The sequence below is a fragment of the Sinobaca sp. TMA16-18 genome (assembly GCF_059510535.1).
The window spans coordinates 428694-443555 of sequence record NZ_JCAKFM010000002.1 but is presented as its reverse complement, the minus strand read 5'-3'; the positions used below and the strand labels follow the sequence as shown (position 1 = coordinate 443555).

At 45.8% G+C, this 14862-nt stretch carries 16 protein-coding genes and 2 riboswitches; of the genes, 11 read left to right on the top strand and 5 right to left on the bottom strand.

The genetic code is table 11. The features are described 5' to 3' along the window. Window positions 1-11 precede the first annotated feature (11 nt). Together AC5W14_RS05895 and AC5W14_RS05890 are read right to left on the bottom strand one after the other, a co-directional pair. Window positions 12-1283, bottom strand: coding sequence for an NCS2 family permease (locus AC5W14_RS05895; protein ID WP_496059705.1), 1272 nt, complete (start codon window positions 1281-1283; stop codon window positions 12-14). Between the two features lie 79 nt (window positions 1284-1362). Next, a riboswitch (purine riboswitch) is annotated at window positions 1363-1464 on the bottom strand. Between the two features lie 114 nt (window positions 1465-1578). Beyond that, the gene (locus AC5W14_RS05890) at window positions 1579-2007 is read right to left on the bottom strand and encodes an Asp23/Gls24 family envelope stress response protein (protein WP_496193897.1); all 429 of its coding nucleotides are present in this window, start codon (window positions 2005-2007) and stop codon (window positions 1579-1581) included. A gap of 268 nt (window positions 2008-2275) precedes the next feature. Between AC5W14_RS05890 and AC5W14_RS05885 the strand changes: the two genes are divergently transcribed. The 9 genes from AC5W14_RS05885 (at window position 2276) to AC5W14_RS05845 (ending at window position 8899) form a co-directional block, all read left to right on the top strand. Beyond that, on the top strand, window positions 2276-2500 hold the full coding sequence (locus AC5W14_RS05885; protein WP_496193896.1) for a DUF2273 domain-containing protein: 225 nt from the start codon (window positions 2276-2278) through the stop codon (window positions 2498-2500). Between the two features lie 21 nt (window positions 2501-2521). Further along, window positions 2522-3088 (top strand): alkaline shock response membrane anchor protein AmaP, encoded by a 567-nt coding sequence (amaP, locus tag AC5W14_RS05880; RefSeq protein ID WP_496059708.1) that lies wholly within the window; start codon window positions 2522-2524, stop codon window positions 3086-3088. 30 nt (window positions 3089-3118) lie between these two features. Continuing rightward, complete coding sequence (gene amaP / locus AC5W14_RS05875; RefSeq protein WP_496059709.1) at window positions 3119-3685, top strand: alkaline shock response membrane anchor protein AmaP; 567 nt, start codon at window positions 3119-3121, stop codon at window positions 3683-3685. A 32-nt stretch (window positions 3686-3717) separates the two neighbouring features. Further along, on the top strand, window positions 3718-4170 hold the full coding sequence (locus tag AC5W14_RS05870) for an Asp23/Gls24 family envelope stress response protein (protein WP_496059710.1): 453 nt from the start codon (window positions 3718-3720) through the stop codon (window positions 4168-4170). 53 nt (window positions 4171-4223) lie between these two features. Continuing rightward, window positions 4224-4805, top strand: coding sequence for an alkaline shock response membrane anchor protein AmaP (gene amaP / locus AC5W14_RS05865; protein ID WP_496059711.1), 582 nt, complete (start codon window positions 4224-4226; stop codon window positions 4803-4805). 30 nt (window positions 4806-4835) lie between these two features. Beyond that, a complete protein-coding gene (locus AC5W14_RS05860) occupies window positions 4836-5102 on the top strand; it encodes a DUF2273 domain-containing protein (RefSeq protein ID WP_496059712.1) in 267 nt (88 codons plus the stop codon). A gap of 48 nt (window positions 5103-5150) precedes the next feature. Then, complete coding sequence (locus AC5W14_RS05855) at window positions 5151-5843, top strand: Asp23/Gls24 family envelope stress response protein (protein WP_496059713.1); 693 nt, start codon at window positions 5151-5153, stop codon at window positions 5841-5843. Window positions 5844-6003: 160 nt separating this feature from the next. Further along, complete coding sequence (locus tag AC5W14_RS05850; RefSeq protein ID WP_496193895.1) at window positions 6004-6891, top strand: Cof-type HAD-IIB family hydrolase; 888 nt, start codon at window positions 6004-6006, stop codon at window positions 6889-6891. Window positions 6892-7012: 121 nt separating this feature from the next. Continuing rightward, window positions 7013-7186, top strand: a riboswitch (Lysine riboswitch). A gap of 156 nt (window positions 7187-7342) precedes the next feature. Continuing rightward, window positions 7343-8899, top strand: coding sequence for a Na+/H+ antiporter NhaC family protein (locus AC5W14_RS05845; RefSeq protein WP_496193894.1), 1557 nt, complete (start codon window positions 7343-7345; stop codon window positions 8897-8899). A gap of 63 nt (window positions 8900-8962) precedes the next feature. On the opposite strand, the gene gbsB is transcribed toward AC5W14_RS05845, so the two are convergent. Then, window positions 8963-10171: a choline dehydrogenase gene (gene gbsB, locus AC5W14_RS05840; protein WP_496059716.1), complete on the bottom strand. Its 1209-nt coding sequence runs from the start codon at window positions 10169-10171 to the stop codon at window positions 8963-8965. Between the two features lie 100 nt (window positions 10172-10271). After that, complete coding sequence (gene betB / locus AC5W14_RS05835; RefSeq protein WP_496193945.1) at window positions 10272-11729, bottom strand: betaine-aldehyde dehydrogenase; 1458 nt, start codon at window positions 11727-11729, stop codon at window positions 10272-10274. Between the two features lie 286 nt (window positions 11730-12015). Between betB and cudC the strand changes: the two genes are divergently transcribed. Then, window positions 12016-12579, top strand: coding sequence for a choline uptake/conversion transcriptional regulator CudC (gene cudC, locus AC5W14_RS05830; protein ID WP_496193893.1), 564 nt, complete (start codon window positions 12016-12018; stop codon window positions 12577-12579). Window positions 12580-12735: 156 nt separating this feature from the next. Further along, window positions 12736-14304, top strand: a complete 1569-nt coding sequence (locus tag AC5W14_RS05825) for a high affinity choline transporter 1 (protein WP_496060086.1) — start codon at window positions 12736-12738, stop codon at window positions 14302-14304. 49 nt (window positions 14305-14353) lie between these two features. Here the strand turns inward: AC5W14_RS05825 and AC5W14_RS05820 are convergent, their stop codons facing one another. Continuing rightward, entirely contained in the window at window positions 14354-14773 is a 420-nt protein-coding gene (locus AC5W14_RS05820) for a universal stress protein (protein WP_496193892.1), read from the bottom strand. Between the last annotated feature and the right edge of the window lie 89 nt (window positions 14774-14862).

The following is a 14862-nucleotide window of genomic DNA, read 5'->3' as shown; positions in this document are numbered from 1 at the left end:
CTTTTCTTTAATTAAATTACGAGCATCAATACGTAGTGAAGGAAAAACAAGGAAGAAATCACGTACATAATAGGGGAAACCGAGCGTGGTTCACCCAGTGCCAGTTTCAGCAGCGGATAGGCAATAAATCCGAATGCAATCCCATCTGCTATCGAATACGTTAACGGGATCAGCCCGATAATCAAATACGCCGGAAGCCATTCCGACATATCCTGGAAACGAATATGGCGGATTTCCTGTACCATCAGTCCGCCAACAATAATCAGCACCGGCGCCACTGCCCCATCAGGAATAACAGTAAACATAGGAGCAAAGAAAGCGGAAGCCAGAAACAAGACACCGACCGTAATAGCTGTAAGACCGGTTCTTCCCCCTTCCGCGATACCGGAAGCACTTTCCACCGTTGGAATAGTAGGCGATGTTCCAAACAGGCCGCTTGTAAAAGCAGACGCGGCAGAGGCCTGATACGATTTCGGGAATTTTCTTTTGTCCGGAAGCATGCCATTAAGAAGACCCATACTCTCAAACATCAAAATAATCATTAAAGAGAAGACGGCTGTCCAGAAAGACAGCTGATACACCCCGCTGAAATCAGAGGCACCGAGCATCTGTCCGTAGCCTGTAAACTGAATACTATCTGCCTGCGGCGGATTGGTCAATCCAAACAAAAACGCGACACCCGTTGTCAGGACAATGCCGATCAAAAAACTTCCTTTCACTTTCCGGACAAACAAGGCCATTGTAATGACCAGGCCAAGAATCGTCAGCAGAGCCTGTGGAGAGGAAATCGCCCCCATCGTTACGAACGTTTCCGCGTCCGCTGTGATCAGCTGCCCCTTCTGCAGTCCGATAAATGTTAAAAAGATACCTACTCCGACGGTAATCCCTATTTTCAATGAATCCGGCACTGCCCTGACCATAATGCCGGCAAGCGGTGTAATGGTCGCTATGAAAAACAGCAGCCCTGCCGCAATAACAGCAGCAAGCCCCTGCTGCCAGGTAAGTCCGAAGCCCTGCACAATCGTATACGTAAAAAATGCGTTAATCCCCATTCCCGGTGTAAGAATCATTGGGGCATTTCCCCAGCCGCCGATCATAAAGCATCCGGCTGCCGTTGCCAGGATCGTCGCTGCAAGGGCATACGCATATGGAATGCCGGCATCGGCAAGAATCGCCGGATTGATAATCAAAATATAAGCAATCGTAAAATAGGAGGTGAGGCCTGCGAGAAGCTCCTGCTTTAACGTCGTCTGGTTTTCCTTAAAATGAAATAATCGATTCATGTGTATCCCCATTTTCTAACAAAAGTTACAGGCGGACGTGCCTCCTGCAGCTTTTTCCACAAAAAAAGCTACAGATCTTCTATTTAACTAGAAGACCCGTAGCCTGGAGAAATGTGGCTCTCCTGTAGAAACCCTGAACCCTTATCGTCCAGATTATACGAGTATGACGTCCGTTTTGTACGAGGGTTATTATATATAATCCTTCCGTATATTGCAACTGGTTTCTTTTATTCTGGATGGGCACGGAAAAAATCTATAAAAAAAGCACCCTCGAAGGGTGCTTACATGCTGCTTTCTATTCTACACGTTTTTCAACCGTATCCTGGACTTCCTGATCTTCATAACCAAGCTTGCCTTCACCTTCTGAATCAATGTCGTCCACGTTCATCTGTACTTCCACTACTTCAAGCCCTGTCATATGACGGACGTTTTCTGTGATTCTTCTTTTTACTTCATCATAGACTTTCGGAATGTTTGATCCGTACTTGATGATCACATTCAAATCAATGGCAGCCTGCTTTTCGCCTACTTCAGCTGTTACGCCTTTTGTAAGGTCTTTTCTGCCCAGTCTTTCCGTCAGGCCTTCTACTGCTCCTGTACTCATAGACAAAATACCTGGAATTTCTACTACAGACAATGCGGCAATTTTTTCAATGACACCTGTATTATACGTCAGGTCTCTTTTGTTTTGATCCGCTGCATTTAATGGTGTTTGTTCAGCCATTGGACTCAGTCTCCTTTATTCTTTATAGGTTACGTCTATGATGATATACCCGGTTAATAAGAATCCCTAACATTTATTTTGAAAATATTTGTATTTTTTTTCGTGTTCTCTCTAATTTTTGGTTAATTTCGACCTAAATAAGATAAAACCCCATCAAAACAAAAGATATTCCAATAAAATTTATTTCCATTAATCAAATACATGTTTTTACAAATGGGTAAAAGGGGAATGCAGTAACTATTCCACCAATGAAAGGCGGTGAAGAAATATGAACGAAGATAAAAAGCAGCTTCTTGATTATAGAGGAAGAATCGTAAGCATTATTATCGCATTGCTTCTTGTTGTTGTCTTTTTGTTCTGGGGCTTTGGAGAAGCTGTCGTTGTAGCTATTATTTTTGCTGTAGGGTACCTGGTAGGAAGACAGTTGGACGGACACCGGGATATTCAAGTATGGACGCAGAAAACACTGCGTTATTTTACTGAAAAAAGATAATCAGCAGAAGGAGGCGCAATCATGACGGTTGCATTACGATTTTTCTTATTTATATTTGTAGTATTAAACCTTGCGCTTGCAGGTGTTCTCATAGCCGGCTTCTTTCAGTGGCAGCCGGTCGTCCAGGTTATAGAAACCTACTGGACGCAGGCATCCTACATGTCACCGGAATGGTGGATTGGATTAGCGGCAGCAGCAGCCTGGGCTCTTATAAGCTTATTATTTCTTCTGCCGGCCCTTAAACCAAAAAAGAAGCCTAAAGAAAAATTTGTCAGTTCTTCTTTATCCAGCGGAAAAGTGAATATTCCGTTTCATACTATAGAAAATATTGCGTACCGAAGCGCGATCACGCGCCAGGGTGTTACGGATGTTCATGTCACGTGCACCAGACAGCAGGAAAACCAGGTGGCACTTCACCTGAAAGTAACACCAAATGAAAGAACCCCTGTTCAATCTCTTTCTTCCGATATACAGGAAGTAGTAAAAACAGATGTAGAACGTATTGCAGAAGTAGATGTTTCCAGTGTAGATGTATCGCTCAGCAAGCGTACTGCAGGAGAACAGGGCCAGCAGGCAAGAGTTCAATAACCAGGGCTCTATGAGAAAGGAGGGTACACTTTGTCATTTTTCCTACGATTACTACTCATTATTCTAGCCATTGTTAATATAGCTGCCGCCGTTCTTACGATAGGTGCCATATTCGGCCTTGCATCCGGCCAATGGATTACAAGCTTTGCGGTGAATGCTGATTTCTCATCCACTCCGGGAATGATCGCACTTATTACAGCTGTTGTATGGCTGATATTTAGTATTATCGCCCTGATCGCAGCGGTTAAATTTAAAAAGAAACGCTCCGGCGAGCGGATTGATATGACTATGCCAACGGGCAAAATCAGTGTATCAATGAAAACATTCAAAAAAATCGCCTATCATAATGCGATGGCTGAGCCCGGCGTAACAGACGTCAAAATGACCGGCTACCATTCCCCAACAGATGAATCTGTTTATATGAAACTTGATATTATGGTAGACGGCCAGGCTCCTCTGCAGACGCTGTCCAGAAATGTGCAGCGTTCCGTAAAAGAAAGCATTGAAAAGATTACGGAAGTACGTGTAAGCGATATTAACATCAGTATCTCTGATCAGATTTCCACCGGGCCGATGGAAGAAGCACGCGTGCAGTAATACAAATTCCACTATGTGAGGAGAAATGAATTATGCAGCAAAACCAGGACAGCACCCGTTCCAACGAAAATAATTCAAAGCAGCGTATTCCCGGAAAACTTAGAATTGATGATAACGTAGTGCAGAAAATCACCGGCCTTGCCGCTGTTCAGACGGACGGCGTTCTCGCTATGAGCGGCGGACCGATGGAAGGCCTGAAAGAAGCGTTCGGCCGCAAAAGCCTTCGCAAGGGAATCAGCACCGAAGTGGGAGAAAAACAGGCAGCCATCGATTTGAATATTATTATCGAATACGATAAAAGTATTCCGGAAGTCTATAGAAATGTAACCAATAACGTAACAACAGCTATCGAAAAGATGACCGGCCTCGAAGTGGTTGAATTAAACTTATATGTAGATGATATTGATACAGCAGATGACGCCAAGCTCGGCGACCGTAAACAAAATCAACTGGAGACCAGTGATACGACACCTCGCGTGCAGTAAATACAGCTGTTCCATCCGTACGTTCATTAACTCAAGAAATGAGGTGTAGAATCGTGTCCATATTATTTCGAGCCGCGCTCTTTCTTTTTGCCGCCGGCAACTTGTTTATTTTATACACGGTCATCGGAACATGGCTTAACTGGGGGACAGCTCCCTGGATAGAAAATTCCATCCTCGGCGTGTCTCCAGGCTCCGAACCTTTCTGGATTGTACTGTTGTTGGCGGTCCTGTGGATTGTTCTCAGTGTCCTCATATTTCTCGGTGCTTTCCGCTATACGAAGAAATATAGACTGCCTGATATCCGCTGGAAAAACGATGAAGGCCATGTTGATGTGTCTAAAGATACTATTAAAAATATTGTCTATCGGAACATTAACAACTATGAAGGCCTCGACAGCTCTGAAGTACAAATTCAGCATATCGAGTCCGACAACGCCCTGAACGTCCGGGCCTATATTACAGTAAATGGTAAAGCCCCTATCCAGACACTTTCCGAAAACATTCAGGAATCCGCAAAAGCTGACCTGCAGCGTATTACGGAAATGGATGTCAGAACGTTCGATGTGATTATTAAAGACAACCTCGAGCCTAGCCAGTCTATTCCTAAAGGGCCTAAAGTTTCCAGAGTGCAGTAATTATACATTCTATAAGGTGGTGTACAAATCATGAACGAAGAAAAAGAACAATACCAGACTAATGCTTCTCAGCCTGCCTCTTCTTCCAAGCAGTGGATTGACTACAGAGGACGAATTATATGTACAGTATTGGCACTGCTTCTAGGAGTTATTTTCTTATTATGGGGATTCGGTGAAGCACTTGTTGTAGCCATCTTTTTAGCGGTGGGCTATATTATCGGCAGACAGCTGGACGGCCACAAAGACTTTCAGGTCGCCACCCGGAAGACAATGGAGTTTTTAACTGCACGCAGATAAACAAACGGCCGAACGAAAGTCACTATTACTATTTAGGAGGCAGTTAAGATGCAAAACGGACCAAACGGACCAAACAGAAAAAGAAGCGATAAGTCGCAAAGAAGAAGCAGCAAACCGGAAGCAACTCCGGCAGAGGAGCAAAAAGAGTCAGCTGATCGTATGGGGGGGCCCGGGTCTCCGGCAAGAAACATGGAAGGACGGACGCCGGTGAAAACATCAGGCGATTCTTCCTCTGAAAAAAAGGATAGCCTTCCTGCCGAAACAAAAGACAACAGCTCGACTACTTCTGTATCAGTACCTGCAACAACCACGAGCAGTATTTCAACAAACACACCAAACAACCCACCCTCTTCCACTTCTATTTTAATTGATGAGGAAGTAGTAAAGAAAATAGCGGCTGTTGCATTAATGCGTGTTGACGGTATTGTTGGAATGAGCGGCGGCGTTGTGGAAGGTATTACCGACCGGCTGGGCAGCGGCAACCTGACAAAGGGTGTCAGTGCCGAGGTAGGAAAAACCCAGGCCGCTCTCGATGTAAATATTATTGTAGAATATGATAAAAGCATTCCGGCGATTTTTGAAGAAGTACAGACTCATGTTGCTCACGATATCGAGCGGATGACCGGCCTGGAAATTGTAGAAATTAATTTAACGGTCGACGATATCGATAAAGCCGGAGACGATAAACTTGCTCCTCCGGAAGAAGCACCAAAAAACACCGCACCGCCGCGTGTTCAATAACTATTTCAAAGCTGCCGGAGATCCGGCAGCTTTTTTTGTCGGCTTTCCGACCGGGTTCATTTCTCATTCGATAACCGGAGAACTATGATAAAATAAGGAAGTATATGTGATAACAAAGACCTTATTATATAGGAAAATAGAAAGAATGGAGAGAAGCTAGATGAAAACAATTGCAATTGATATGGACGGCACTCTTCTCCACGAAGAAGGCTACATTACGAAAGAAAATGCTTCCGCCCTGGAAAAACTTCAGGAAAACGGAGATAAAGTGGTAATCGCTACAGGGAGAGGCATGCCCGATGTGCAGCGGCTTCTTAACGAAGTAAATGTTACGCCTGATGGTATTATTTCTTTGAATGGCGCTATCGTTTCCTGGGGAGAGAACATCATCCGGGAAGTTCATATGATCCGCGAAGATGCTGTCGCTTTAATGCATTGGCTCGATGAACAGCAGATTTACTATCATGCCTACACAAACAAAGGTATTTATACGCCTCCTCAGTCCAGCGACTATTTCCGCAGTGACCTGGATGCCTTCACTGCAGGCCTTGATAACGGTGATGAAGTCAATGAACGGATTTGGAATGTAGCAGAAGGCCACCGTCGGAAATCAAAGATGAAAGAGCTTCCTGAGCCGGCATTCATTGAAGAAAATCAAATTACTGTTTATAAATTCCTTATTTTATCCATGCTTGGCGATAAACTGCAGGGATGCCGAAACAGCTGGGAAGACGAGGAAAGCATACACATCACCTCTTCCGGCCGCGATAATCTGGAAATCATGCACCCAAGTACCCAGAAAGGCATTGGCCTGATGCATTTAACGGAGCATGCCGGTCTTTCCATGGACAAGACCTTTGCGATCGGGGACAATTTTAACGACCTGCCTATGTTTGAAAAAGCAGCCACCAGTATCGCAATGGGAAATGCTGAACCGGAAGTAAAAAAAGCAGCCGATTTTGAAACGACGCATCACAATGAAAGCGGCGTGGCACATGCTATTGAAACATTTGTACTAAACGCTCCGGCTAACAGAAGCTTAACCTGATAAAAGGTTTGCTTCCCTGCGGCCCCATTGTTATAATGATTTTTGGATAAATTATTATGAAGCAGTATGAACGAAAAACAAATTGACTGAAAACCCAATTTAATAGAGAAGCCTCATCACTGGATGAGGTAGAGGCGCGGATGAAAAGGAGTATGTGCAGATAGGGTGACACCGATAACCTGTACAAAAAGGTTTCTCCGCCGAAATGCCCGGACAGGTCATCTTCCGGACGTTGGGCCTGTATTAAATAAATACAGGACTGCCGCAGCATGGTCTGCGGAGTGCTACCTGTTTTCACCGGATCCGAGGTGTCCGCTGCATGGTGACAGTCTGTCTCCGTGCAGTTTTTTTATGGCCTGCGGCCGGCCCTTTCTTTCCATAAAAATAAGGATACAGGCTTTTTGATATGTGCTGTCATACGTAAGCTTCACGACGAATTGGAGGAATCATAATGGAAGAATTATCTGCTCTGTCGCTTTTGCCGCCCCTTCTGGCTCTGGCGATGATTATCATTACACGAAAGGTTCTGCCCTCCCTTGGGCTGGGTATTTTAATCGGTGCCCTCCTCATTAATGACTGGTCTATCCTTGCGTCACTCTCGTACATATGGTCTATTTTCACCGGTTTCTTCTACACGGATGGAGCCATTAACACGTGGGAGCTTTATATTATTTTCTTTCTGCTTATTCTCGGAGTCATGGCTGCCTTAATCAGCCTGTCCGGTGGCAGCAGAGCGTTTGGAGAATGGGCTCTGCGCCGTGTAAAAACCAGAACCGGCGCGCAGCTCGTCACGTTTTTGTTTGGTATCTTAATATTTATTGACGATTACTTCAACAGCCTCACAGTTGGCCAGGTGAGCCGTCCTTTAACTGACCGCCACGGCATTTCCAGAGCAAAACTTGCCTACATTGTTGATTCTGTCGCAGCTCCTGTCTGTGTTATAGTGCCGCTTTCCAGCTGGGGTGCTTATATCATTACGATTATCGCCGGCATCCTTGAGTCCTATCAGGTAAATCAATACAGCGGCCTGCAGGCATTTTTGTATATGATTCCGATGAACTTCTATGCGATAACGGCCCTTCTGCTCGTTCTCCTGATGATTGTCTGGAAAGTAGATATCGGCCCAATGAAAAAACATGAGCGTCTCGCACTTGAGGACGGCGTGCTGTTTGACAGCTCCAAGCTTGGCGTGCCGGGCGAAACGGGCGGACAGCTTGATGAATTAACCGGCCGTGTCCGTGACCTTGTTCTTCCTATCGTTGTTCTTGTAGCTGCAACGATCGTATTTATGATCATCACTGGGGCTCAAAATGCGGAAACCGTGACAGCGTTAAGCGTATTTGCCGAAACGGATGTGTCCGCGTCTCTTGTATACGGCGGCCTTATTGGATTAGCCGTTGCTCTTATCCTTACCCTTACTAAAAAGCCAAAGTCTTCTATGGTCGGAAAAGCAGGCACAGCAGGTATTAGAGCAATGATGCCGGCAATTTATATTTTGATTCTTGCCTGGATTATTGTAGCTGTAATAGACGAGCTGCAGACAGGCGCATACCTTGCTGCTTTAATTGATGGCAGTATTCCGCTGTTTCTGCTGCCTCTGCTGCTGTTTATTGTTGCCGGTTTTATGGCTTTCTCGACCGGAACGTCCTGGGGAACATTTTCGCTTCTCCTTCCGATTGCCGGAGAAATTGCAGCAACGCTTGATATTACGATGATGCTGCCTTTCTTAGCCTCTGTGCTGGCCGGTTCTATTTTCGGAGACCACTGTTCTCCTATTTCCGATACGACGATCCTTTCGTCTACCGGGGCAGGAAGCCATCATATCGATCACGTCGTGACACAGCTTCCTTATGCTCTTATTGCAGCCGGTGCTTCTTCCATAGGCTATCTTGTTCTCGGCCTGTCCGGAAACATGTGGCTCGGTCTCTTAACGGCTGTCGTACTGCTTGTAGCTGCTGTCTATCTCACAAAAGTATTTTTGTCCAAATCAGCTCCAGCCTCAGCTTAATACAATTTAAAATACAAAAAGCCTGCGGATATCATTATCCGCAGGCTTTGTTATTAAATTCTATTAGATAGACGTTGGTACCTGGTTAAAGCAGCGCTTGTAGATCCACTGGTAGTCGCGCTCAGTAAGGTCTCTTGGGTTTCCTTCTGTCTGAGGATCCTTCATTGCTTCTTTAGAAAGACGATCAATCATATCAGAAGAAACGCCCTGCTCTTCAAGATTTGGAATATCCAGATCTTCTGCAAGATCATACATCCATTTCACAGAAGCTTTAGCCGCTTCCTCTGTTGTCATGCCGACTGTGTCAATGCCAAAAGCCTGTGCCATACGGGCAAAACGCTCAGGAGCACCTTTCCAGTTGTACTCCATTACAGGTCCCATCATCGTTGCTACACACTGGCCGTGGGCCACAGGAATAATGCCGCCAAGCGTCTGGCTCATTGCATGGGCTGCACCTGCAGATTCGCTTCCGTATGAAAGGCCGGCAAGCATAGCAGCCTGGGCCATGCCGTAACGGGCTTCCAGATCCGCGCCGTCTGCATAAGCACGACGAATGTATTTGGACGCATATTCCATCGCCATTAAGGCTACAGCATCTGTAACAGGCTGGGCAAATTTCATTGTATAACACTCTACCGCGTGGGCAATGGCATCAATACCCGTCATTGCTGTTACGTGCGGCGGCATAGAAACGTGAAGCTGTGGATCAAGAATCGTAAGATGGGCCGCGATTAATGGACCGCCCGTATTAAACTTGAATTCACGCTCTTCATCTGTAATAACTGCCCACTGTGTTACTTCAGAACCGGTTCCTGCTGTTGTCGGGATCGTCGTAAGTGGCGGAATGCGGTTAACAAGCGGCTTTTTGCCGTCTGCTGCTTCATAATCCAGTACTGAACCTTCGTGTACTGCTTCTACACCGATCGCCTTCGCTGTATCCATAGAGCTTCCGCCCCCTACTGCTACAAGGCCGTCGCATCCTTCTTCCTTAAAGACTTTTGATCCTTCTGCAATAAGACGCACGGGAGGGTTAGGCTCAACTTTATCGAAAAGAACAACCTCCACGCCGGCTTTTTTCAAATGTTCAATGACCGGGTCTACGACGCCAGCTTTATAGATGCCGGGATCTGTGGCAAGAAGCACTTTTGTAGCACCTAACGCTTTTACTTCTTCGCCGATATGTTTAATGGAGCCAATTCCGTGTTTAATGGCGGTTGGCAGCTCAAACGTGTGATAACTTAACATAGATTCTACTTTCATATTCAAACTCATATACAATTCCTCCTATAGGACCGTTGTTTTTTTATATTCCATGTATGGTAAAGCCCCGGATCTCCGCCCGGTTCCCCGTGCGGAGGACCGGATAGTATTATTAAGCGAACCAGTTAACGGCTGCCGGCTTTTTGTTGCGGAAAATGTGCTTCACTTCTGTATACTCCTCAAGGCCGATATGTCCAAGTTCGCGGCCGAAACCAGACTGCTTGTATCCACCCCACGGCGCCTGTGCAAAGTATGGGTGGAAATCGTTAATCCATACCGTACCCATGCGAAGCTTGGCTGCAATATTTTCAGCTTTGGCGATGTCATTTGTAAAGACAGCACCGGCCAGGCCATAGATGGTATCGTTGGCAAGCGTTACCGCTTCTTCCTCTGTTTTGAATGTTTCAATAGTAAGAACCGGACCGAAAACTTCTTCCTGAACGATTCTCATGTCCGCCTTACATTCTGTAAAGATAGTCGGCAGGTAGAACGAACCATTCTTCAGTTCTTCCTGCTCTGGACGGGAACCGCCGAGAACAAGCTTTGCTCCTTCTTCCTGTCCAATTTCTACATATTTCTCAACCTTGGCACGATGTTCATTGGAAATAAGCGGACCGGATTGGGTGCTTTCTTCAAATCCGCTGCCAAGCTTAATGTTTTTAGAGCGTTTTACAAGTTCCTCTACAAACTCATCATGAATGCTTTCTTCTATAATAAGACGGGAACCGGCAGAACACACCTGGCCGCCGTGGAAAAATACAGCATTCATTGCCTGGTCGACCGCTGTATCAAAGTCTGCGTCGGCAAAAACGATATTCGGGTTTTTCCCACCGAGCTCAAGCGCAATTTTCTTTACGTTCACGCTTGCGGCCTGCATAATTTTCTTTCCTGTGTCGATGCCTCCAGTAAAAGAGATCAAATCGACGTCAACACTTTCGGAAAGCTCAGCTCCGACAGTCGCACCAGGACCTAACACAAGATTGGCTACGCCTTTTGGAAAACCGGCTTCTTCCATTAATTCAAATACTTTTACAGTGGTAAGCGGCGTAATTTCACTTGGCTTTACCACAATCGTGTTTCCGGCAGCCAGTGCCGGGGCAATTTTCCAGGCTGCCTGAAGCAGGGGATAATTCCACGGGGTAATCTGTCCGCAGACGCCGACCGGCTCTCGAACCACACGGCTTTCTGAATCCGGAAGAGGAGAAGCAATGACTTCTCCCCCATTTTTGTCGGCAAGTCCTGCGAAATATTGGAAGACACCGGCAATATCATCCATATCTGCGCGGCTCTCTACCATCGTTTTTCCAGTATCGAGCGTTTCAAGTTCAGCCATCTCTTCATTATCACGCTTGATAAAGTCAGCTATTTTCTGGATAAGAAGCCCTCTTTCTGCAGCCGGGGTGCCGGCCCATTCACCGTTATCAAACGCTTCGCGCGCTGCCTGAACGGCCGCCTGGGAATCTTCCCTTGAGCCTTCAGCAGCCGTTGCAATCGTCTCCTGGTTGAATGGATTTAAAATACTGCGGGTGTTTCCTGATTTGGCTTCTACCCATTCTCCGTTGATATACATTCTCTTATCGGACAAGTAAAACGCCTCCTTCTATTTTTTTCATTTGTTTAATTTGTTTTAAAAAAATTTAACGTTTCGAACAATTTAAATTTAACACGTAGGAAATTATCTGTCAAAAAAATTTTCGCGTTTTTTTATTATTACCATATATAGAAATTTCAGCGGCACCATTTTCCGGGGCTCTGCTTTTATTAAACCTTTGACAATCTTCGTTATTGCGTTATCATTAAAAAAGTAAAGAAAATATTTAACAAATTTAATTTATTACATTCAGAGGAGGGGTTTAATGTCTAACTCCCATGATGAACAGGCTAGAGAGTCGCTCGAAAACGCAAAGGATCTTGTAGTCGATTCGATAGCAGAAACAATGGACTTGTACGGAGTGACCCGAAGCGTCGGCACTTTATATGGAACGATGTATCTCGAAGGAGATATGACATTAGATGAGATGCGGGAGCGCCTCGGTATGAGCAAACCGAGTATGAGTACCGGGGTAAAAAAACTGCAGGAATTTAACATCGTTAAAAAAACGTTCCGGAAAGGCAAACGCAAGCAGACCTACATTGCAGAAAAAGATTTCTTTCACTTCTTCAGTAACTTTTTCAGCAAAAACTGGGAACGCGAAGTAAAGATCAACCTGGAAGCTATTGCTGATGCACAAAAGCAGCTGCAGGCCATCCTGGAAACGCCGGAGTATTCTGAAGAGATCAAAGAAGAAGCCCGGGAACTTGCTTCCTTTCTCGAACGATCCAAAGCCTACTACCGCTGGCTTGACAGGCTTGTGGAATCCATTCAGAGCGGCGCCATTTTTGATTTAATTCCACTGGAAGAATCAGACAAAAGCGAATAAAAATCTCCATGCATGTATCCGGAGCAGAATGATGTTCTGCGGAAAGGGATACGTGTGCCCGAAAATATATTCAAAATATTCTGACTAATAAAAGGAGTCATACAGATGAAAGATACAACGATGAATTTACTCAAATCGTTCGGCTTTATCCTGCTTATGCTGGGAGTCGTCGTGTACGTGGCTTTTACAGATGCAGATATTGTCTGGAGCGGGTTTATTTCCATGCTTTTATTTTACGCGCTTATCTATTACATAGGGGCATTTATGGCCTCAAAAAAATCCGGCTCGCTCGATGATATGATGGTAGCCCGCCGCAGCATGCCGCTCGGTGTAGCGATGTTTACGATGTCGGCTACCTGGGTCGGCGGCGGCTTTATTAATGGAACGGCCGAATCTACATATGCGGACGGCCTCGTCTGGGCCCAGGCCCCCTGGGGTTACGCGCTCAGCCTGATTATCGGCGGTATTTTCTACGCCAGAAAAATGCGCCGCTACGAATTTATGACAATTATCGATCCGCTTGAACAGCGTTTCGGCAGGAAAATGGCCGGCCTTCTCTACATCCCCGCCCTGCTCGGTGAGCTGTTCTGGAGCGGCGCTATCCTTACTGCACTCGGCACGACGTTTGGAACGATTCTCGGGCTTGATTTCACGACCTCAATTATTATTTCAGCGATAATCGCTGTTGCTTATACGGTGTTCGGCGGCATGTGGGCTGTTGCTTATACCGATGTGTTTCAAATGGGCGTTTTACTTATCGGCCTGTTTCTTATTCTTCCCTTTGCTTTTGGAAGCACAGACAGTCTCGGCGCAAACTGGTCGAACTACCAGGCAGACTTCGGCTCGTATGCCAGCCTGTTTCCTCCACTGGACGGCTGGAATCATCCGGACTGGGGAAACTGGTACTGGCACTGGTGGGATTACGCACTGCTTCTCATTTTCGGCGGTATTGCCTGGCAGGTGTATTTTCAGCGTGTGCTTTCTGCCAAAGACGAGAAAACAGCGATGTGGCTTTCCATCTTTGCCGGTTTCATCTGCATGCTTGCAGCTCTTCCCGCTGTATTGATTGGCATTATCGGCTACAATGCAGATTGGAGCGCGTTTGGTGCAGCCGATCCTGAATCAGCGGCGATGGTGCTGCCGCACGTGCTTCGTTTTCTCACACCGGAACTCGTTGCAGCGCTCGGTCTCGGCGCATTGGCGGCCGCTGTGATGTCGTCGATGGATTCTTCCATTTTATCGGCGTCTTCAATGGCTTCCTGGAATATATACAGGCCGTTGTTTCGTCCGAAAGCTTCCCAGGACGAGTTGAAAAAAGTGATTAAACGCTCCATCGTGCTGATGGGGATGGCTGCTACTATTATTGCGTTAAACGTAGGCAGCGTCTATACACTGTGGTATTTAGCATCAGACTTAGTCTACTGCATCTTATTTCCCCAGCTGACGATGGCTTTATTTTATAAGAACGCCAATGTGTACGGCTCCATTGCCGGTTTCTCTACAGCCTTGTTTCTAAGGCTTGGCGGCGGCGAGCCCGCAATGGGACTGCCGCACTTTCTTCCCTACCCGATGATAGAAGATGGCCTGGTCCTGTTTCCATTCCGGACGCTGGCCGCGGTTTCGGCTTTTGTGATGATCTTTGTTGTATCCGAAGCCACAAAAAAGAATTGCCGCCCAAAACCGCTTTTAATGCCGCACGAACGAAACAACAATGACGCATTGTAAGATTTGAATTAAAAAAGACTCAGGCAGCTGCCTGAGTCTTTTTAATGCTTTATTTTACGATCAGTACCGGACACTGAACCCGTTTGGCCACTTTGTGGCTGACGCTTCCAAGTACCATCGTCTGAACTTGATTTAAACCGCGGCTTCCGATAACGACGCATTGATAGGAACCTTCATTAGCAAACTTCACAATGGTCGGTCCCGGATCGCCGTGTTTAATATGAATATCATAGGAAATGTTTTTTTCTTTCAGCTTTGTTTGAATAGGAGCAAGCTTTGCTTTTCTTTTGCTGTTAATGACGTTGGAATCACCGTATTTCAATACGTCTGCTTTTGATTTGTCTCCATCTACTGCGAAAATGATGTCCATATGGGAATCCTGTTCGTGTTCTACCATTGCCATTGCGTGTTCGGCAGCACGCACGGAATTCTCTGAACCATCAGCTGCAAGCAATACTTTTTTATACATCGCCATCTCTCCCTTACTTTATATATACGACAAAGAAGAAAGAAATTCCTTCTACTTCCTATCTGTTCCCGGGATAAAAAGTAAAAGAA

Coding starts and splice junctions, on each gene's coding strand:
- AC5W14_RS05895 (WP_496059705.1), bottom strand. CDS start 1,283: ATGAATCGATTATTTCATTTTAAGGAAAACCAGACGACGTTAAAGCAG.
- AC5W14_RS05890 (WP_496193897.1), bottom strand. CDS start 2,007: ATGGCTGAACAAACACCATTAAATGCAGCGGATCAAAACAAAAGAGAC.
- AC5W14_RS05885 (WP_496193896.1), top strand. CDS start 2,276: ATGAACGAAGATAAAAAGCAGCTTCTTGATTATAGAGGAAGAATCGTA.
- amaP (WP_496059708.1), top strand. CDS start 2,522: ATGACGGTTGCATTACGATTTTTCTTATTTATATTTGTAGTATTAAAC.
- AC5W14_RS05870 (WP_496059710.1), top strand. CDS start 3,718: ATGCAGCAAAACCAGGACAGCACCCGTTCCAACGAAAATAATTCAAAG.
- AC5W14_RS05860 (WP_496059712.1), top strand. CDS start 4,836: ATGAACGAAGAAAAAGAACAATACCAGACTAATGCTTCTCAGCCTGCC.
- AC5W14_RS05855 (WP_496059713.1), top strand. CDS start 5,151: ATGCAAAACGGACCAAACGGACCAAACAGAAAAAGAAGCGATAAGTCG.
- AC5W14_RS05850 (WP_496193895.1), top strand. CDS start 6,004: ATGAAAACAATTGCAATTGATATGGACGGCACTCTTCTCCACGAAGAA.
- AC5W14_RS05845 (WP_496193894.1), top strand. CDS start 7,343: ATGGAAGAATTATCTGCTCTGTCGCTTTTGCCGCCCCTTCTGGCTCTG.
- gbsB (WP_496059716.1), bottom strand. CDS start 10,171: ATGAGTTTGAATATGAAAGTAGAATCTATGTTAAGTTATCACACGTTT.
- betB (WP_496193945.1), bottom strand. CDS start 11,729: ATGTATATCAACGGAGAATGGGTAGAAGCCAAATCAGGAAACACCCGC.
- cudC (WP_496193893.1), top strand. CDS start 12,016: ATGTCTAACTCCCATGATGAACAGGCTAGAGAGTCGCTCGAAAACGCA.
- AC5W14_RS05825 (WP_496060086.1), top strand. CDS start 12,736: ATGCTGGGAGTCGTCGTGTACGTGGCTTTTACAGATGCAGATATTGTC.
- AC5W14_RS05820 (WP_496193892.1), bottom strand. CDS start 14,773: ATGTATAAAAAAGTATTGCTTGCAGCTGATGGTTCAGAGAATTCCGTG.